Annotated in this window: 8 protein-coding genes and 1 riboswitch; of the genes, 3 read left to right on the top strand and 5 right to left on the bottom strand. The window is 64.5% G+C overall.

Going from position 1 to position 19968, the window contains the following annotated elements; translation table 11 throughout:
• Positions 1 to 18: 18 nt before the first annotated feature.
• Both RTQ46_RS00755 and RTQ46_RS00750 read right to left on the bottom strand, forming a co-directional pair.
• Entirely contained in the window at positions 19 to 1878 is a 1860-nt protein-coding gene (locus RTQ46_RS00755; protein ID WP_312433989.1) for a M1 family metallopeptidase, read from the bottom strand.
• 365 nt (positions 1879 to 2243) lie between these two features.
• Positions 2244 to 4640: a M1 family metallopeptidase gene (locus RTQ46_RS00750; protein WP_312433988.1), complete on the bottom strand. Its 2397-nt coding sequence runs from the start codon at positions 4638 to 4640 to the stop codon at positions 2244 to 2246.
• Positions 4641 to 4781: 141 nt separating this feature from the next.
• Positions 4782 to 4971: riboswitch (yybP-ykoY riboswitch) on the top strand.
• A 13-nt stretch (positions 4972 to 4984) separates the two neighbouring features.
• On the opposite strand from RTQ46_RS00750, the gene RTQ46_RS00745 reads away from it, so the two are divergent.
• Positions 4985 to 5560 carry a TMEM165/GDT1 family protein gene (locus RTQ46_RS00745; protein WP_312433987.1) on the top strand — a complete coding sequence of 192 codons (576 nt, stop codon included), beginning with the start codon at positions 4985 to 4987 and terminating at the stop codon, positions 5558 to 5560.
• 4 nt (positions 5561 to 5564) lie between these two features.
• Here the strand turns inward: RTQ46_RS00745 and RTQ46_RS00740 are convergent, their stop codons facing one another.
• Both RTQ46_RS00740 and RTQ46_RS00735 read right to left on the bottom strand, forming a co-directional pair.
• Positions 5565 to 14276, bottom strand: coding sequence for a GH36-type glycosyl hydrolase domain-containing protein (locus RTQ46_RS00740; RefSeq protein ID WP_409518280.1), 8712 nt, complete (start codon positions 14274 to 14276; stop codon positions 5565 to 5567).
• A 304-nt stretch (positions 14277 to 14580) separates the two neighbouring features.
• The gene (locus tag RTQ46_RS00735) at positions 14581 to 16608 is read right to left on the bottom strand and encodes an aminotransferase class V-fold PLP-dependent enzyme (RefSeq protein ID WP_312433986.1); all 2028 of its coding nucleotides are present in this window, start codon (positions 16606 to 16608) and stop codon (positions 14581 to 14583) included.
• Positions 16609 to 16742: 134 nt separating this feature from the next.
• Between RTQ46_RS00735 and RTQ46_RS00730 the strand changes: the two genes are divergently transcribed.
• Both RTQ46_RS00730 and RTQ46_RS00725 read left to right on the top strand, forming a co-directional pair.
• Positions 16743 to 17240 carry an Lrp/AsnC family transcriptional regulator gene (locus tag RTQ46_RS00730; RefSeq protein WP_312433985.1) on the top strand — a complete coding sequence of 166 codons (498 nt, stop codon included), beginning with the start codon at positions 16743 to 16745 and terminating at the stop codon, positions 17238 to 17240.
• 158 nt (positions 17241 to 17398) lie between these two features.
• A complete protein-coding gene (locus tag RTQ46_RS00725; RefSeq protein WP_312433984.1) occupies positions 17399 to 19306 on the top strand; it encodes a methyl-accepting chemotaxis protein in 1908 nt (635 codons plus the stop codon).
• Here RTQ46_RS00725 and RTQ46_RS00720 read toward each other — a convergent pair.
• A complete protein-coding gene (locus tag RTQ46_RS00720) occupies positions 19299 to 19802 on the bottom strand; it encodes a thioredoxin family protein (RefSeq protein ID WP_312433982.1) in 504 nt (167 codons plus the stop codon). The two genes, RTQ46_RS00725 and RTQ46_RS00720, sit on opposite strands and share 8 nt — an antisense overlap.
• Positions 19803 to 19968: the final 166 nt, after the last annotated feature.

Genomic DNA, 19968 nt, shown 5'->3' with positions numbered 1-19968 from the left:
AGGTTTCCTGGAAGTGGATCAATGTACTTGTGCAGCCATCAGCTTGTCGACGCTTTCCTGCGTCACCGGATGGTAGCGTTCGCGCGCCTTGGCATAGACGTCTTTCGCCCATTGCTGGCCTTGCGGCGTCTTCATCAGCGCGCCGTACAGCGGCACCACGAACTTCTGGCGGCCCACGCTCATCAGGAAAGTCTGCAGCGGCGCGCTGACGTCGTAGCCGGCGTTGACGGACGCCAGATAGAAGCGGTACGCCACTTCATTGTTGCCGCTCTTGCCCACGCCATAGGCGGCGTCCAGCTCGCGCAGCTGCGCGGCGCTGGCGCGGCCGTTAATGTCGTTCAGGAAGTGCATCGATTCGATGGCGATCCACTTGTCCATGCCCAGCTCCCTGGTCGGCAGCGTACCCTTGAGCCAGGCGTCGCGGTGCTGGTCCAGCAGCGCCAGGCGCGGCGACACCACGTGTTTGGCGCCGGCCGGCACGCCGGTGCCGTACAGCCATTCGTTCAGTTCCGCTTCCGGCATCACCGCGGGATGCTGCGCCAGCAGGTTCTTGCGCAGGTAGGCGATGAACTGGTCGGTCGTCACGCTCTGGAACGCGTGCTGGTCGAACCAGCCGCGCAGGAACGCATCGAACACCTTGCGGCCCGCGCGCTGCTCCATGGTGGCCAAAAACCAGGCGCCCTTCGGATAGATGATGCCGTCGTCGGTATAGGTCTCGGCAGGATTGGCGTCCGCGTCGCGCGTGAGCAGCGCCGTTTTCGCGGCCGGCAGTTGCTTGATCGAGGCGGCCAGTTCTTCCTGGTCGACCTGCACACCCATCTGCGCCACCTCGCTGCCGTACAGCTGCTCGACGATGCGGGTGGTGACGTAGGTGGTAAAGCCCTCGTTGAGCCACATGTGCTTCCACGAGGCGTTGGTGACCAGGTTGCCCGACCACGAATGCGCCAGTTCATGCGCGATCAGGTCGACCAGGCTGCGGTCGCCCGCGATCATGGTCGGCGTCAAAAAGGTCAGGCGCGGGTTTTCCATGCCGCCGTAGGGAAACGATGGCGGCAGCACGATCATGTCGTAGCGCCCCCAGCGATAAGCGCCATACAGCGACTCGGCCGCCTTGATCATTTTCTCGGTATCGGCCAGCTCGTATTCGGCGGCCTTGATGCGCGGCGGTTCGGCATACACGGCCGAACGCGGACCGAGCTTCCTTACTTCCAGCTCGCCGATGGCGATCGCCAGCAGGTAGGACGGAATCGGCTGCGGCATGCGGAAGGTCCAGCCACCCTTGCCGGTCGCTTTCTCATCGTTCTCGGCGCTCATTACCACGCGCATGCCGGCTGGCGCCTCGATGCGGGCGCTGTAGGTAAAACGCACGGCCGGGGTATCCTGCGACGGCACCCACGAGCGGGCGTTGATGCTTTGCGACTGGCTGAACATGAACGGCAGCTTGCCCGACATGGTCTGCTGCGGCGTGAGCCACTGCAGCGCGATGGCGCCCGGCGCCGTGTGGTAGTACACGCGCACTTTTTCAGGCTGGCCGGTGGTGGTGATACGCAGCGCCTGGCCCTTTTCGGCGTCGAGCGCGTCGAGCTGGAACGGCGCCATCTGCCACGCGCCGCGCTTGTCCTGCACCTGCACCCTGGCGATCGCCAGGTCGCGCGTGTCGAGCACCAGGGTGCGCGCAGCGGGGTCGATCCACTTGAGGGTCAGCTCGGCATAGCCGGACAGGGTCTTTTGCGTGAAGTCCGCCTTCAGGTCCAGCTGCAGGTCGCGCGTGCGCACCTGGTCATAGCGCGCATAACTGAGGGGATCGGCGTGCGCGGCCAGGCTGGCCTGGCACAGCAGCGCGCAACCGAGGGCGCGCAGGAAAGTCATCGTTTGCATGGCCGTCTTTTGAATGATTTGCGAAAGCCCTGGCACATGTAGGCCGGGGCGTCGCGCAGAATAGCACTTCCGCGCCAGGCAGGCAGAAAAAAGCGCCGGGCAGGCCGTGATGGCGTCCGCGCAGCGCCCCTGCGCCAGCAGCACACCGGCAAAACTGATTACCCCCCCCAGTCGCCCGCACAGGCCAACCGGGCCAAGCGGGCCTGAAAAATGCCGAGGGCAAGGCGCAGCGACGCAGGCAGTACGCATGTACGACAAGGAGCTGCAACGCGGCCATCGGCATTTTCTCAGGCTCGCGTCTTCGGCCCGCCGTTTTTACGTTTTTATGCTTTTCAATGCGTCGAAGAAGCCGCCTGAAACAGGCCTTACTTCCCGCCCTGCTTCGCTTCAGGCGCCTTCTCGGCCGGTTTTAAAGGCGTACCGAAATCCTTCATCAGATTGTCCTTGTCGCGGTCCTGCTTGAACAGCTCCAGGCGCGACGGCGTGATGCGGCGCGGCCAGGCATTGTTGCTGGTATCGATGTCGGCCGTCTCCCAGTACGGGTCCTGCACCAGGCTCACCATCGGCTCGTCGGTGACAATCACCTTGCTGATTTTCGCCGGCGAATAGCGCCACACTTCGGCCGGCACGCGCTCGATGATCTTCTTGCCGCTTTTCAGTTCGATTTCCAGGATCAGCGGCATCACCAGTCCGCCGAGATTGGAAAAGTCGACCAGGTACAGGTGCTTGCCGGCGTTGCGCTGCTCCAGCAGTTTTCGCTCCCACGGCTCCAGCCCTTCCAGTTCTTCGGCATAGCTGTTGCGGTCCTTGTTGGTGACGGTGTAGTCGCCGTGCTGGTTGTAGAAATCCTTCAGCGACGGATCGAGGTCGACCTTCTTCGGCATGGCCTTGTTGCGCTGGTCCGAGATCGAGACCGGCTGCGCGTCCTTCTGGGCTTTTTTCCAGGCCTTTTCCACCTCGGGGTTCCTGGTGCTGACGCCATATTCGCTGATGCCGTCGATGCTGATGTCGACCGCGTCGGTGCCATAGAACCAGCCGCGCCAGAACCAGTCGAGATCGGTGCCCGAGGCATCTTCCATGGTGCGGAAAAAATCGGCTGGCGTAGGCCGCTTGAACTTCCAGCGCTGCGCATACTGTTTGAAGGCGAAGTCGAACAGCTCGCGCCCGAGGATGGTCTCGCGCAGGATATTGAGCGCGGTGGCCGGCTTGTCGTAGGCATTGGCGGTGAACTGCAGCAGCGACTCCGAGTTGGTCATGATCGGCACCTGGTGCTCGCTGCGCATGTAGTCGACGATCTTGCGCGGCTCGCCATTCCATGACGGGAAATGCTCTTCCCACGCCTGCTCGGCCAGGTACTGCACGAACGAATTGAGGCCCTCGTCCATCCAGGTCCACTGGCGCTCGTCCGAGTTGACGATCATCGGAAAATAATTGTGGCCCACCTCGTGGATGATCACCCCGATCAGGTCGTATTTGGTTTTTTTCGAATACGTCAGTTCGCCCGTCTTCTTGTCCTTCACGGGACGCCCGCCGTTAAAGGCGATCATCGGATACTCCATGCCGCCGACGGCGCCGTTGACCGACAGCGCATTCGGATACGGATAGTCGAAACTGTATTTGTTGTATTGCTCGATGGTGTGCGCGATGGCGCGGGTGCTGTATTGCTGCCACAGCGGATTGCCTTCGTTCGGGTAGTAGGACATGGCCATCACGCGCTTGCCGCCGCTGTTCAGACCCTGCGCATCCCAGATGAACTTGCGGCTCGACGCCCACGCCACGTCGCGCACATTGGCCGCCTTGTAGTGCCAGGTTTTCATGGCCGTGCTGCGGCCCTTTTCCGCCGCCAGCGCTTCGGCCGGCGTGACTACCATCACCGGCGTGTTGCTGCCCCTGGCTTTTGCCAGGCGCTCGCGCTGCGCGCCCGAGAGCACCTCCTGCGGGTTTTGCAGTTCGCCCGTGGCGGCCACCACATGGTCGCCGGGTACCGTCAGGTACAGCTCGTAGTCGCCGAATTCCAGCGTGAATTCGCCGCCACCGAGGAACTGCTTGTTCTGCCAGCCCACCGCATCATAGTAGGCGGCCATGCGCGGAAACCACTGCGCCACCTGGAAGATCGTGTTCTTGTCCTCTTCAAAATACTCGTAGCCGGAACGCTCGACCAGCACCTTCTGGTCGTTGATCAGGTACGACCAGGCGAGATTGAAAGTGATGCTCTGGCCGGGTGCCAGCGCCACCGGCAGGTCGATGCGCAGCATGGTCTGGTTGACCACGTGCGCCAGCGGCTGGCCATTGGCCGACGTAATGGCGCCCAGCTTGAAGCCGCCATCGAAGTCGCGTCCCGCGTGAATCGCGCGCAGGTCCTCGAACTTCAGGGCCTGCTCTTCGTCGCCACCCAGCCACGCCTGGCGCGACGGCGCGCTCAGCACGCGGCGCTGGTCGGCGTCCTTGCGCAGGCCGTTCTGGTCCAGCTGCAGCCACAGGTAGGCCAGGCTGTCGGGCGAGTGGTTGTGATAGGTGATCTGCTCGCTGGCGGTGATCTCGCGGCGCTCTTCATCGAGCCTGGCGCGGATCACGTAATCGGCGCGCTGCTGCCAGTAGGCGTGGCCCGGTGCGCCGGAGGCGGTGCGGTAGCTGTTCGGCGTGGGCAGCAGTTCTTCGAGCTGGCGGAATTTGTCGTCGAACGGCGCGGCCGGGCCGCAGAAGGCGGGCAAGGCGACAAACAGGGGCAGACACAGGGCAAGCAAGCGGACCAGGACCGGCATGGCATTCCATCGGAAGTTGGGGGACAGTCAGGCATTTTAAGTCCAGACGGTTGGCAGAATACTGATTGTTGTGCCATGCCCACAAGGGTATCGGACAGCGCAACGGCCGCTGGCGCCGGCTGCGGCATTGGCGTATGATGCGCCTCGAACATTGGGGAGTAGTCGTCCCGCGCCAGCCAGCTACCTGGCTACGCGGGAACCTGTATCAACATGATTGGCCCGCAGGCCATGGTGCAGGTGGTCGAAGAACTTGACGAGACCATTGATCCGGGGCGGCCGCACAGGGCCGGAGTCGCCCGTGGATCATTGGTTATCGTCCGGCCCGCGTACCTTGAGTCACTCCCATGGAAGCCTTCCTGATCTCCACCGGCATCGTCGGTCTCGCCGAAATCGGCGACAAAACCCAGCTCCTCGCCTTTGTGCTGGCCGCGAAATTCCGCCGGCCGCTGCCCATCGTGCTGGCCATTTTTGTCGCCACCATCGTCAACCACGCGTTTGCCGCCGCCATCGGCGCCTGGGTCACCAGCCTGCTGGGGCCGGACGTCTTGCGCTGGGTGCTGGGCGTATCGTTCCTGGCGATGGCCGCCTGGACGCTGATCCCCGACAAGCTCGACGAGGAAGACACGAAGCTGGCCAAATACGGCGTATTCCTGACCACCCTGCTGGCTTTTTTCATGGCCGAAATGGGCGACAAGACGCAGGTTGCCACGGTGGCGCTGGCGGCCCGCTACCACGATGTTTATGCCGTGGTATTGGGCACCACGCTGGGCATGATGCTGGCCAATGTGCCGGCCGTCTACCTGGGTGACAGGATCGCCGGGCGCGTCTCGCTGCGCCTGGTGCACGGCATCGCCGCGCTGGTGTTTGCCGGGCTGGGCGCCGCCACCCTGCTGGGCGCCGGCGCCGCACTGGGCTTTTGAGGCGTCAGACCCGCAATGTCACCTGATACTCGCGGCTTTCGTCGCGCAGCGCGATGGTGTCGCCGGCAACAGCCACGCCGTCGACCGACAGGCCGGCGGCCTGTCCCTGCGCTTTTTCCACCGTGATGGCGTAGCTGCTGGCGCCGAAGCGGTAATGCAGCTTGAAGGTCTTCCACTCGGCCGGCATGACTGGCGCCAGGCGCAGCTGGTTCGCTTCGCGCGACACGCCCAGCAGGGATTCCACGATCAGGCGGTACAGCCAGCCCGACGATCCCGTGTACCAGCTCCAGCCACCGCGCCCGACGTGCGGCGAGACGGCATACACGTCGGCCGTCACCACATACGGTTCGACCTTGTAGCGCGCCACCGACTCGGCGTCTTCGGCATGGCGCACGGGGTTAATCATGCGCATCAGCTCCCACGCTTTTTCGCTGTCGCCCATGTGCGCGAACGCCATCGCGGTCCAGATCGCCGCATGCGTGTACTGGCCGCCGTTTTCACGCACGCCCGGCACATAGCCGCGGATGTAGCCCGGGTTCAGGTCGGCCTTGTCGAACGGCGGATCGAGCAGCTGGATCACGCCCGAATCGCGCCGCACCAGGCGCGCATCGACCTGGCGCATGGCGCCGGTGACGCGTTCCTGGTTGGCCGCGCCCGACAGCACGCCCCAGCTTTGCGAAATCGAATCGATCTGGCATTCCTCGTTGGTGTGCGAGCCGAGCGGGGTACCGTCGTCGAAATAAGCGCGGCGGTACCACTCGCCATCCCAGGCATGCTCTTCGACATTGGCCGACAATTTGGCCGCTTCGTCGCGGCAGAACTGGGCAAACGCCTCGTCGCCGCGCAGCACCGCCACCTCGGCAAAGCGCTGCAGCACTTCATACAGGAAGAAGGCCAGCCACACGCTCTCGCCCTTGCCGTGTTCACCCACCTTGTCCATGCCGTCGTTCCAGTCGCACGAACCCATCAGCGGCAAGCCGTGCACGCCCATGCGCAGGCCGTGGCGTATCGCCCGCACGCAGTGTTCGTACAGGTCGGCCGATTCGTTCGAGCGCACCGGCAGGTCGTAATACGAATCCTCCTCCGGCTTGACGGCGCGCCCTTCGATGAAGTGCACCACTTCCGACATCACATTGAGGTCGCCGGTCGCCTTGACATAGCGGCAGGCGGCCAGCGGCAGCCACAGATAATCGTCCGAGCAGTGCGTGCGCACGCCGCGGTCGGCTGGCGGATGCCACCAGTGCATCACGTCGCCTTCGAGGAACTGGTGCGCGGCGCTGACCAGCAGGTGGCCGCGCAGCAGCTCCGGCTTGGTATGAATCATCGCCATCGCATCCTGCAGCTGGTCGCGGAAGCCGTAGGCGCCGCCGGACTGGTAGTAGCCGCTGCGCGCCCACATGCGGCAGGCGATGGTCTGGTACATCAGCCAGCCGTTGGCGATCACGTCCAGCGTCGGCTCCGGCGTTTCGATGCGCACGGCGCCCAGCGTGGTTTCCCAGTGCGCGTGCACATTGGCCAGCGCCGCGCGGGCCGCATCCTTGCCCATGTGGCGCTGCACCATGGTGCTGGCGTCGGCATTGCGGCGTCCGCCCACGCCGAGGATGAAGACGATTTCGCGCTCCTGCCCCGGCTGCAGTTCGAACGGTACCTGGATCGCGGCGCAGGCGTCGAGTCCCGTGCCGGCCTTGCCCGACAAACGCACGCGGCGCAAGGCGGCCGGCTGCGCCAGGCTGCCGTTGCGGCCGATGAATTCATTGCGGTCGCAGGTGATCGAGCGGATGCTGGCGTCGGTATTGAAGAAGCCCACGCGGCCCGAAAACTCCGTGTTGTAGTTATTGCGCGCAAACAGCGCGCCACTGATGGTGTCCACTTCGGTCACCACATGCATGCCCGACTTGGCGCGCAGGTCGGCCATCACCCATTCCACGTAGCCGGTGACGGACAGGCGGCGCGCCACGCCGCTGTTGTTGCGCAGCTTGACGACCGAATATTTCACGGGAGCATCCAGCGCCACATAGGTACACAGTTCGCTGGCAATGCCGCTTTCCGTATGCTCGAACACGCTGAAGCCGAAGCCGTGGCGTGTCACGTAGTCGCCGGTACCGCGCGCCGGCAGGGCCGAGGGCGACCAGAACTGGCCGCTGTCTTCGTCGCGGATATAGAACGCTTCGCCGGACAGATCGGACACCGGATCGTTATGCCATGGCGTGAGGCGGAATTCATGCGCGTTTTCGCTCCAGGTATAGGCCTGGCCGCTTTCCGAAATCACGGTGCCGAACTGCGCGTTGGCCAGCACGTTCGACCATGGCGCCGGCGTGCGCTGGTCGCCGCCGGTGGTGATCACGTATTCGCGCCCGTCCGGCGTAAAGCCACCGAGGCCGTTTTCCAGGATCAGTTCACGCTTCGGTGCCTTGTGCGGCGCCAGCACCAGCTCGCGGCCGCCTTCCAGCATCAGTGGCGGCATGCGCAGCACGGGGCTCGGCGGACGCTTGACCTGTTCGGCCAGGGTGCCGCGCGTGTCGCTGATGATGGCGCGCGCCACCGATTGCAGCAGGATGCGGTCTTCGTTGGCGATCTGGTCGGCCAGGCGCACGAAGATGCCGCCCGGACGGTCGATCGCCTGCGCGTCGATGCCGGAGGCGATCAGGCCCATGATCTGTTCCTGCAGCAGCTGGCGGTAGCCCGACTGGTCCTCGTACCAGATCACCAGGTCGACCACCAGCCCTTTCAGGCGCCAGTAGGCATGCGCCTGCACCATCTGGCGCGCCAGTTCGATATTGGCCGGGTCGCGGATCTGCAGCAGCACGATCGGCAGGTCGCCGGAAATGGCGTACGCCCACAGGCCGGACTGGCCGCGATGGTTCTTGATCAGGATGCTGGCATCCGCGCGCAGCGAAGCGTTCGGATAAATGATGGCATTGGCCAGGCGCGCATACAGCTGCGCATCGGCTTCGCTGGCGTTCAGTTGGCGCAGCACCACCTGGCTGTGCGTCCAGGCCAGTTCGAACACGCGGTCGGCCAGATGACGGTCCTGGTACTTGTCGATCAGGTGCAGCGCCGCATCGCGCTGCTCGGCCATGCCGGTCACGCTGTCGATGGTGATGGCCTGGTCGGGCGCCAGCGTGATGACATAGCGGATCGCCACTACCGGATCGAGCACCGAGCCCTGGCCGCCGCTCAACGGCCCGTCCTGCTGCAGCGCCAGCGGCAGCTGCGCCGTGTTGCCGCGGCCGATAAAACGCGAGCGGTCGGTCTCGAACGACACTTCATAGTTTTCGGCGTCGTGCACCGTCATCACGTGCAGCATCCACGGCATCTGCTCGTCTTTCGAGCGCGGACGGCGCGTGCACAGAATCGCGTTTTCCTGCTGCAGGATTTCGGTCTGCACGAACAGTTTGCTGAATGCCGGGTGGGCCGCGTCGGCGGCCGCCGGCGCCATCACCACTTCGGCAAAGCTGGTGATCTCGATGCGCCGCTGGCGGTTCGAGTTGTTGCTGATGCGGGTGCGGCGGATCTCGATATCGTCCTCGGGCGAAACGACGATTTCCGTGTACAGGTCCAGCTCATTGTCGGCGCGGCGGAATTCGGCGCGCCCTTCCGAAAAGATCACTTCATATTTCTTCGGCTCGACCAGCGTCGGCTGGTAGGTGGTGGACCATACTTCGCCATCATCAAGGTCGCGCAGGTAACAGAAATTGCCCCAGTTGTCGCGCGTGCTGTCTTCGCGCCAGCGCGTCACGGACAGGTCTTTCCAGCGGCTGTAGCTGCCGCCGGCGTTGCTGACCATGACGTGGTAGCGGCCATTCGACAGCAGCTGCGTTTCCGGCACGGCGCTGTTGGCCTGCGTGAGGATGCGCATCGGCATGGTCTGCTCAGTGGCGCCGCTGCGCAGCACCGCCAGTTCGGCCGTGTTCGAGTAGAAGGCGCCGGCCTGCGGCGTGCGTTCCTGCAGCACCAGCAGCGCCGATTGCAGCAGCGGATCGGATTCGAAACGGCGCTGCATCGGACGGTCGTGCAGCAGGTAGCTGAGGGCCAGGAAACCCATGCCCTGGTGGTGCACCATGTACGAACGGATCACGGCGCTGGTCTGGCCGCGCGGCAGGCGCGCCGCCGTGAAATCGATCGCTTCGAAGAAGCCATAGCGTCCCATGTAGCCGGCCGCCTGCATGCGCTGCAGGTTCTGGCACGACTCTTCCGGTTTGACCATCAGCCCCATCATGCTGGCATACGGCGCGATCACCAGGTCGTCGGCCAGGCCGCGTTTCAGGCCCAGGCCCGGCACGCCGAACGCGCGGTACTGGTAATTGAGGCTGGCGTCGACCGTGTTGTAGCCGGACTCCGATACGCCCCACGGCACGTCGCGCTGGCGGCCATAGTCGATCTGCGCTTCGATCACCGAGTGATAGGTCTGGTCAAGCAGGGTATTCGGGTAGTTCGGCATCACCAGGAGCGGCATCAGGTACTCGAACATCGAGCCGCTCCATGACAGCAAGACAGGCTGGCCGGCCACCATGCACAGCTGGCGGCCCAGCGCAAACCAGTGCTCCTGCGGCAGCTGGCCCTGGGCGATGGCGATAAAGCTGGCCAGGCGCACTTCGGAAGCGAGCAAGTCGTAATAGCTGGCGTCGAGGCGGCGTTCGCTGACGTTGTAGCCGATGGCCAGCAGCTTGGTCGACGGGTTGTACAGGAAGCCATATTCGATCTGCGCGAAGTCGCGCGCCTGGCCTGCGGCCTGGGCGATATCGCGCACATTGCGGATCGCCTGCTCGCGTCCTTGCGCCAGCAGGCCGGCCAGCTCGGGCAGGATGCCGGCCGGCGCTTCCAGCGTGGCCAGTTCGCGCAGGGTCGGCACGCGCGCCAGCGAGCCATCGAGGCCCGCATGGGCAGCCCATGGCGCCAGCTGCAGCAGTTCGGCCAGCGCCGCGCGGCACTGGCGCGCCAGCGCATCGCCCCACATCGCCAGTTCGGTGTCGCTGTCATGCAGCGACAGCGTCAGCAGCGCGTCGGCGGCGCTGTTGGCCGCACCCAGGTAGGCGTGCCACTCCGAGAGGCTGGCTGGCGCCGCGTCGGCCAGCAGCAGCGCCAGCGCGTCGCGCGCGCCCTTGCCGTCACTGTCCGAGGTAATGAATTCCTGCAGCACCTGCGCCGTGGTGCGGATGCCGTCGACGATCTGCTTGCCGATAATCGGCGCGTCATACAGCTCGACCAGGCCAGGTTGCAATGTCAGCAGGTGGCCGGCCAGGTTGCCGCTGTCGACCGTCGAGATATACATCGGCTGCAGCGGTTTGCGCGTCTGCGTGTCGTACCAGTTGTAGAAATGGCCCTGGAAGCGTTCCAGTTCGCCCATGCTGTGCAAGGTGGCGCGGCTGCGCTCGATCAGCTGGCCCATGGTGATATAGCCGAAATCGTAGGCGGTCAGGTTCGACAGCAGCGCCAGGCCGATATTGGTCGGCGAGGTACGGTGCGCCACCACCAGGCTCGGATGCTCCTGCACGTTATCGGGCGGCAGCCAGTTGTCGTCCGGGCCGACGAAGGTGTCGTAATAGGCCCAGGTCTTGCGGGCCACGCCATGCAGGAACTGGCCCTGCTCGGCCGACAGGCGCGCCACGGCGCGTTCGATCGGACGGCTGATGCGCCAGGCGATGACGGGTGCGACCAGCCACAGCAGCAAGATGATGGCGGCCGCCGGCAAGGCTTCCGCACGCCAGGCCAGCAAGGCGGCAAACGTAGCTACTGCCAGCAGCGGCGAAATCCACATGGCGCGCCAGCTGTCGCCCAGGCCGCCATTCGAGCTGTGCAGATTGGAAGCGCGCCAGTCGAGCAGATGCTTGTGCGAAAAGTTCAGGCGCCACAGCGTGCGCACGATGGCGTCCAGGCTGATGAAGGCTTCATAAGGCAGGAACACGAGGGTCAGCATGGCGTGCGAAAACTGCACCCCGCAGCGGCGTTCGAAGGCGGCCAGATGCTGGCGCCACAGGGTGTCGCGCGGCTTGCGCAGCAGGTCGTACAGCGCCGAAACGACGGGTGGCAGGAAGATAATGGCCAGCACGGCCGCGCTCCAGAACGCCACCTGCGGCAAAAAGCCCCAGGTCAGCAGCAAGGACGCGGTGGTGGCCGGCGCGACCACGCTGCGGCGCAGGTTGTCGAACAGCTTCCAGCGCGACAGCATCGACAGCGGATTGCGTTCGCGCTTGCCGCCGCGGCCGGGCACGCGGCCCAGCAGCCAGCCGATCAGCTGCCAGTCGCCGCGGATCCAGCGCTGGCGGCGGCTGACGTCGGCGTCATAGCGGGCCGGATATTCTTCATACAGCTGCGAGTCGCTCAGCAGGCCGGCGCGCAGGTAGCAGCCTTCCAGCAGATCGTGGCTGAGGATTTTATTGTCGGGCAGGCGCTGGCCCAGCACGCGCTCGAACATGTCGAGGTCGTAGATGCCCTTGCCGATGAACGAGCCTTCATAGAACACGTCCTGGTACAGGTCGGACACGGTACGCGTGTACGGGTCGATGCCCGGCTCGCCGCCGCACAGCAGCTCGTAGCGCGAGGCGTTCGCGCTGGGCAGCGCCACCGCCACGCGCGGCTGCAGGATGCCGTAGCCGGCGATCACGCGCGAGCCGGCCGCGTCGAGCACGGGGCGGTTCAGCGGATGCATCATGGTGGCGATGAAGTGGCGCGCCGCGTCGCGCGGCAGCTGCGTGTCGGTGTCGAGCGTGATCACGTATTTGATGGTGCGCAGGCCGCGCAATTCGCCTTCGACCAGCGAGAATTTGTCGCGCGCGCCGCCGCGCAGGAACAGGTTCAGGTCGGACAACTTGCCGCGCTTGCGCTCCTGGCCCATCCAGGCGTTCTGCTGCGAATTGAACAGGCGCGGACGGTGCAGCAGCAGGAAGGGGCCGACCTGGCCCAGGTCTTCCGGATCGGCCGGATCGCCGTTTTCCTTGAACTGCTCGCCTTCGACGCAGTATTTTTCATTCAGGCCGCGGATCAGCGATTGCGCCAGGCGCAGCAGCGGCTCGTCGCCGGGCAGCGTCTGCGTGGGCGCATCGACAAAATCGGTCAGCAGGCAAAAGCGCAGGTTCGGATCGCGGTTCGACAGATAGCGCACTTCCAGCGCCTCGCACAGTTCCTTGACATTCGCTTCGCTGTAGATCAGCGTCGGCACCACCACGATGCCGCGCGCATCCGACGGGATGCCGGCCTTGTAGTCCATGCGCGGCAGCGGGTGCGGCACGGTCATCAGGGTGGCGATCCAGTTGACCAGGGCGACGGCCAGCTGGCTGCTGCCCAGCAGCGCCAGCACGCCGAGGGCCAGCAACGGCCAGCCGGTGACGCCGTAGCGCACGGCGCGTTCCAGCAGCAGCGCGCTGGCAGCCAGCGTCAGGAACGAGATCGCGCCCAGGTAGACGGCCAGCGGCGCCGCGCGCGCCGTGTGTTCCAGCGCCTCGCGCAATGGCAGCTTGGCGCCGGCCTGTTTTTCCAGGATCAGCACGCCGCGGCCGACCAGGTAGAAGCCGATATGGCCTTTGCGCGTGTCGTTGCCACCGCCATGCGTCTGCGCCAGCTGCACCGCCATTTCGGCCACTTCCAGTTCACTGCGCTCGCTGCGCTTGGCGATGCGTTCGATCGCATGGCGGTAGCTGTCGCGCGTGGAAAAGTCCATCAGGCCATAGGTGCCGGCAGGGTCCAGGCGCAAGGTCTGTTCGACCACGCTCATGGTCTCGACGAATTCCTGCCAGTCCATGGTACCGAGGAAACGCAGGCTGCCGATACTGTTGGCGATCGACACCTGGTCGGCCGCCTGCTGGCCGATTTCGGCCTGCACCTGCTGGTCGATGGTCAGGCCCGATTCGGCCAGTTTGTGGGTCAGCCACGACAGCGCCAGCGTCAGCGACGGGCTTTGTCCCTGCAGGCGGCGCGACAGTTCGGCGACAAACGCGCTGGTGGTGGGCGGGTTCGAGCGCGCCATGTCGGCCACCAGCAAAATCAGGCCGCTGGGGTTGCTGTCGGCGATCTCCATCATCTGGTCGGCCCAGCTGTTGGCCAGGTCGCGCTGCATGCGGTCGTCGGCCACGCGCGCGGCCACGCGGCGCAGGTTTTCGATCAGCGCCAGGCGCAGCATGATGGGCACGGCCCACAGTTCGCCCAGGGTCAGGGTGGCGACATCCTGGTAGGCCTCGACGAAGTGGCACAGGTTTTCCAGGTCCAGGTGGCCATCGCCATGCGAGATGATTTCCAGCGCAATTTTATACACGCGCGGGCAGCCAGCATCAACGCCGGTGGCCAGGCGCGGCAGTTCCTTGCTGTAGTTTTTCGGCAGGTGGCGCCGCGTGGTGCGAATCTGTTCTTCGATCAGGTAGAAATTATCGAGCAGCCATTCCGAGGCGGGCGTGACCTGGCGACCGCTTTTGACGGTCTCCGTCAGTTCATTGACGGTGGCGGTGATCAGCGCGGCATTATCGGCCAGGCGCGCCAGCAGGCGGTCGCGGCCGTGACGCTTGCCGACCGCATGGCCGGTGGCGATATTCTTGCCGTGCGCGGCCATCTGCATGGCGCTGAACAATTCCGAACGCAAGGGCAAGGCGTCGTCGCGTGCCGCGTCGAAGGTATCCCCCCCTCGGCCCGCATGGGGATCGCCCTGGAAAATGTCCTTGAGTCGGGAGAATTTTTCCTTGACTACTGCTGTGTACTCTTTCAACTTGGCCTCGCTAGGTGCGCGCATGAAGCGACGGCACCCGCCGCCATGCCAGGGCCGGTTTGCAGGAGCAAAGCAGAGACTGGCGAAGACGGAAAGCAAAGTACCGGAGCGTTGCGACGAATCTCAACATCAGAGAGATTTTCTGAACTTCATCGTAGGTGCGCGTGCGGTATGGCACCGTGCGCTAGCGAACATACGCGGGGCTTTGGCAGGGGTGCGGACCCAGAAAGTGTCCGCAAGGCAGGAAGAATGATTCTATTCGGTAAGAAAGCCATCCTGCAGAGTGGCTTTCTCACCACTCTGCAGGAGGAACAGGAACATTGCTGGATCAGGCGGCAAACGCCAGCGAGGGGCGCGTGGCAAGCGTGGCCATGGCCAGGCCGCCATTCAATTGCCAGGCGGCCTGGTGGCCGAGACGGTGCAGACAGGCGGCGGCCCGCGCGCTGCGGTTGCCGCTGCGGCAGACAAATACCAGCGCACGCTGCGGCTCCTGCAGCCAGCCGGCCACTTCACTGGCCAGGCGGCTCAGCGGCACGCTGTGCACGGCAAAGCCGTCGAACACGTTCGTGGCGCAGGCCGCATGCTCATACGCCTCGCGCACATCGATCACCATGGCGTGCGCATGCGTGCGCAAAAAGGCCGCCAGGCCAGCCGCATCGAGCTGCGGCGCGCCCGTCGTCACCTCGTGCTGTGCCGCGCGCACGGTAGTGCAGACGCTGCCATCGTCGCGCGAGGCGCACAGCACCGTATCAGGATGCACGGCATCGCCGCACGCGGCGATCGCCGCCTGCGGCGCCAGCGCGCCGACAAACGCAAAATCCCGGCCCAGTACATAAGCGGCTGCATCGCCACAGGCAACCCGGCGCAGGCCGGCGCCAAACGCCAGCCGGTCCTGCGCGTCGAACGCGTCCAGCTGCGTGATATCGAGTGCGGCAGCCAAGGCCTGGCGGGCCGCGTCGCCTTCCTGCGAGGTTGCAGTCTGCACGATGGCGCGCAGCCTGTAATCCTGGCAACGAATGAACGAGGCGATGCGCGGCACCAGCGCCGCCAGCGGATCGATCACGACACAGCTGGCACTGGCTGCGTCCGTCAGCAGCCAGGCGGTGCGCCCGTCGACGCTCAGCTCCGTCACGCCATCGCGCAGGGCCGCCAAGGGGGCCAGCGCGGATGGCAGCAGACAGCTGCTGCGCAGCGCCTCGCCACAGCGCTCGATGCGCTCGCAGGCGGTGGCGATCATCGCCTCGTCGCTCAAGGGGCCGAACGACAGGCGGATGGCCGAACTGGCGCGCCACTGCGGCACCTGCATCGCTTCGAGCACATAGCTGGGCAAGGCCTTTGAAGCGGAGCAGGCGCTGCCCGAGCTGACGCGCACGCCGGCCGCATCGAACAGGTCCAGCAACTCTTTCGACGACAGGCCCGGCACGGAAAAATTCAGGGTAGTCGGCAGCGACAGATCGAACGGCATATTGAACACGATGCCGGGCAAGGCCTGCTCCAGGCTGGCGGCGAGGCGTGTGCGGAACTGCGCCAGTTCGGCATGACTGCGGAAGGTGGTGCCGTCGCCCAGCGCTGCCAGCACCGCGCCCAGCGCGGCGATGCCGGCCATGTTTTCGGTGCCCGAGCGCTGGCCCGTTTCCTGGCCGCCGCCCATCATCAGCGGCGTAAACGGCGCGCCGGCGCGCACGTACAGCATGCCGATGCCTTTCGGCGCATACAGCTTGTGGCCGGAAAACGGCGCATAGTCGATGCGCGTGGCCGCCAGGTTCAGCTGCAGCTTGCCCAGCGCCTGCACGCAGTCGACCATCCAGTACGCATCCGCGCCGCGCTGGTGCAGCAGCTGCGCGATCGACGTCAGGTCGCTGATCACGCCCGTTTCATTGTTGGCCGCCATGGTGCACAGCATGGCGGTGTCGCCGATCAATTCACCCAATGCACCCAGGTCGTGGCGGCCATCGGTATCGACCGGCAGCTGGCGCAAGGTCAGGTTCAGGCCCAGCAAGCGGTTCCAGTGCGCCAGGCTTTCCGGCACCGCCTTGTGCTCGGTCGCGCCGTACAGCAGCAGGCTGCCGATGCGCTGGCCCGCATCGCGCCGCTCGCGCAGCGCGCACAGCGCCGACAGCACGGCCGTCTGGATGCCTTCGGTGGCGCCGCTGTTGAACATCAATCGCCCTTCCCCCGTGCCCAGCAGGCGGCGTGCCAGCTTGCGTACGCCGTCCATCATGGCTTTCGCCTGCAGGCCGGTGGCGTGCGTGCTGCTGGGGTTGCCATAACCCTGCGCCATGGCCGCGCTGGCGGCAGTGACGGCGGCAGGCAGGACGCTGGTGGTGGCATTGCAATCGAGGTAGATGTCTTTCATGTTCGTCGCTTCGGTCAAGGTACAAGGTGGGCAGACAATCAGTCTACCAAGCGCTGCCCGTGAAGATATGCCAAAATACTCTGCATATCACCCTTTAAATAGCATGTACATGCTACTAAACCTTTAAAATAAAAATGAACTCACCTGCCGCCCCCCTCGACAAATTCGATTGCGCCATCCTGGCCGCGCTGCAAAGCGACGGCACGCTGTCGATCGCCGCGCTGAGCGAGCGCATCGGCCTGTCCGGCACGCCCTGCTGGAAACGCGTCAAGCGGCTGGAAGAAGAGGGCTATATCGAGAGCCGCGTGGCCATCGTCAACCGGCAGAAAGTGGGCCTGCCGGTTACCGTGTTCGTCAGCGTGCGCACCGGCCAGCATGATGAAAAATGGCTGCGCCGCTTTGCCGCCGCCGTCATCGTGATGCCGGAAGTGCAGGAATTTCACCGCATGAGCGGCGATATCGACTACCTGCTGAAGGTGGTCACCACCGATATCAAGGGCTATGACCTGTTCTACAAAAAACTGATCAAGGCGGCCCAGCTGCTGGGCGTGTCGTCGGCGTTTTCGATGGAACAGATCAAATACAGCACGGAGCTTCCTCTGGAACTGATCGCGCATGGCTTGCCGGCCTGAGATTGATTATTTGATCTGCATGATTGCACTTTCACCACGTTGCTGCATCGCAACATAAACTGATCCAAAGACAGGCTTTTATGCCGTGCCGCCACTGACAGTCGGTATACTTCGGTGCTTGCCTGCACTATTGCGCGGGCCTACGCACAAGGCTTTCCATGCACCTCCTCCGCCGTCTCTCGATCCAGAAAAAACTGATGTTCAGCATGGGCTTTTGCCTGCTGCTGTTCATGGCGATTTCGTCCTTCCTCAGCGTGCGCATGAGCAGCGACTATGTACGCGAGCGCGTGGTCAGCCAGGAGCTGCCGGCCCAGGTGGGCGAGATTCGCAACGATGTGCTGCGCCAGATCAGCCAGCCGCTGGCGGTGGTGCAGACCATGGCCAACGATACCTATCTGCAGGACTGGGAAGACGCCGGCCTGCCCGACGAGGGCATCGCCAGTTTCCAGCGCTACGCCACCGCCATCAAGACAAAAAACAAGGCGGCCTCGATCAACTGGGCTTCGGGCAATACCGGCAAATACTTCACCACCGACGGCCTGCTGCGCACCTTGGACAAGAACGCCGCGTCGGACCAGTGGTTCTACGGCCTGCTGGCCAGCGGCAAGGCCTATACGCTCGATATCGACAAGGCCGTCGATTCGGACAGCGTGATGTTGTACCTGAATGCGCGCGGCCAGACGGCCGGCGGCAAGCCGTACGCGGCCGGCCTGGGCCTGGCTATCAATGCGCTGGCCGAAACCATCCGCAGCTACCGGATCGGCCAGACCGGCTATGTGTATCTGGTGCGCGCCAATGGCACCGTGCTGATCCATCGCGATGCGGCGCTGGCCGATGGCAAGCACCTGATGAAAGACTTGCCGGGTTTTAACGAACAACTGAGCGCCAGCCTGCTGACGGGTAAAAAATACGCCTCCAGCATCTACAGCGCGCCGGGCGGCAAACGTTTTGTTGCCGCTTCGTTTGTGCCGGAACTCAATTTGTACGTGGTGGCCGAAGTACCGGAAGCGGAAGTGCTGGGCAATGTGATGCGTTCGGCGCTGATCGCCGCGCTGGTGGCCGGCCTGGTCGGTGGCGGCGTGGCCCTGCTGATCATCTACGTGATCAGCCGCGCGATTGCCGCGCCGGTGGCGCGCGCGGCCGACATGCTGGGCGATATCGCCAGCGGCAATGGCGACCTGAGCCGCCGCATGGTGGTCGAGTCCAGCGATGAAGTCGGCGCGCTGGCCTCGGCCTTCAACCGCTTTGTCGCTTCGCTCAACATGACGATACGCGAAGTTCGCGACAGTACCGTGGCGATTGCAGCCGCTTCCAGCGAGATCGCCACAGGCAACCTGGATCTGTCGGCCCGCACGGAAAGCCAGGCGTCGAGCCTGGAGGAAACAGCGGCCGCCATGGAAGAGCTGACCTCGACCGTGAAGCAGAATGCCGACAATGCGCGCCAGGCCAACCAGCTGGTGGTATCGGCCTCGTCACACGCCATCAAGGGCGGCGATGTGGTGGGCCAGGTGGTGCAGACGATGAGTGCGATCACGGACAGTTCACGCAAGATCGCCGATATTATCGGCGTGATCGACGGGATTGCCTTCCAGACCAATATCCTCGCGCTCAATGCCGCGGTGGAAGCGGCGCGTGCCGGCGAACAGGGGCGCGGCTTTGCCGTGGTGGCCACCGAAGTGCGCAACCTGGCCCATCGCTCGGCGGCGGCGGCCAAGGAAATCAAGGACCTGATCGTCGACTCGGGCAGCAAGGTTGAGGCCGGCAGCAAGCTGGTCGATGCGGCCGGCGCCACCATGCAGGACATCGTCGTGTCGGTGCAGCAGGTGGCCGACCTGATGGGTGAAATCGCTTCGGCCAGCCAGGAACAAAGCCAGGGCATTGCGCAAGTGAACGCGACGGTGACGCAGATGGATGATGCGACCCAGCAAAATGCGGCGCTGGTGGAAGAAGCGGCAGCGGCCGCCCAGTCACTGCAGGATCAGGCGGCGCGCCTGGCGCAGGTGGTCAGCGTATTCACACTCGAGGAAGCTGGCCACCAGCCAGGTCAACACCTGATGCTCAGATAGCTGGCTGCTTGAGCGTGGCGGCGTGCTTGAAAAAGTCGTAGATGCCGCTTTCGCTCATGCGGCGCGCGTTTGCCAGTTCGCCGCCCTTGGTGGCGTACAGCACCTGGTTGTCGCTGCTGGAGACCAGCACGGCGGCCGGAATGCCCTTTTTCAGCGGATTGCCATACGCATTCGCCACATCGAGGTTATGGTCGAAGTTGCCCACGTCGACTTTGACGACCTTGAATTCCTGCTTCATCAGTTCCGCATTTTTGCCTTCCTTCAAGGCCTTGTCGAGCGCGCGGCAGTCTTCGCACCAGTTGGCGCCAAAGATCAGCAGCACCGGCACATGGGCGGCCCTGGCGTCGGCCAGCGCGCGGGCTACCTCAGCCTTGGCATCGGCGGCGGCGTTGTACGGCAGATGCTGGGCGGCGGCCGGAGCAGTGGCGGGCGTGGGCGCGGCAGCCAGGGCGGCGCCGGACATCATGAGGCTGGCAAGGATAAGGGCAAGACGCATGCGGACTCCTGGTAAGAAAAACATGGGGCAGGCTGCACGGTGACAGCGAGCGCGACTGTATAGAATATGCCTGCAGCACAGAAATATCTACAACTGATTCGCACTGTGCTTATGCGTAAAACATATAAGCGCGCCGGCAACAAATGGTAACGCATGGGATAATGAC

Origin of the sequence: Janthinobacterium sp. (assembly GCF_031995485.1) — a bacterium.
In the GTDB taxonomy this organism is placed as follows: domain Bacteria; phylum Pseudomonadota; class Gammaproteobacteria; order Burkholderiales; family Burkholderiaceae_D; genus Janthinobacterium.
The sequence above is the reverse complement of the archived record's forward strand: the minus strand, read 5'-3'. Positions and strand labels throughout refer to the sequence as shown.

What these genes read in the sequence shown, in the direction of transcription:
- RTQ46_RS00740 (WP_409518280.1), bottom strand. Translation starts at nt 14,276, where the DNA reads ATGCGCGCACCTAGCGAGGCCAAGTTGAAAGAGTACACAGCAGTAGTC.
- RTQ46_RS00720 (WP_312433982.1), bottom strand. Translation starts at nt 19,802, where the DNA reads ATGCGTCTTGCCCTTATCCTTGCCAGCCTCATGATGTCCGGCGCCGCC.
- RTQ46_RS00745 (WP_312433987.1), top strand. Translation starts at nt 4,985, where the DNA reads ATGGAAGCCTTCCTGATCTCCACCGGCATCGTCGGTCTCGCCGAAATC.
- RTQ46_RS00735 (WP_312433986.1), bottom strand. Translation starts at nt 16,608, where the DNA reads ATGAAAGACATCTACCTCGATTGCAATGCCACCACCAGCGTCCTGCCT.
- RTQ46_RS00750 (WP_312433988.1), bottom strand. Translation starts at nt 4,640, where the DNA reads ATGCCGGTCCTGGTCCGCTTGCTTGCCCTGTGTCTGCCCCTGTTTGTC.
- RTQ46_RS00755 (WP_312433989.1), bottom strand. Translation starts at nt 1,878, where the DNA reads ATGCAAACGATGACTTTCCTGCGCGCCCTCGGTTGCGCGCTGCTGTGC.
- RTQ46_RS00730 (WP_312433985.1), top strand. Translation starts at nt 16,743, where the DNA reads ATGAACTCACCTGCCGCCCCCCTCGACAAATTCGATTGCGCCATCCTG.
- RTQ46_RS00725 (WP_312433984.1), top strand. Translation starts at nt 17,399, where the DNA reads ATGCACCTCCTCCGCCGTCTCTCGATCCAGAAAAAACTGATGTTCAGC.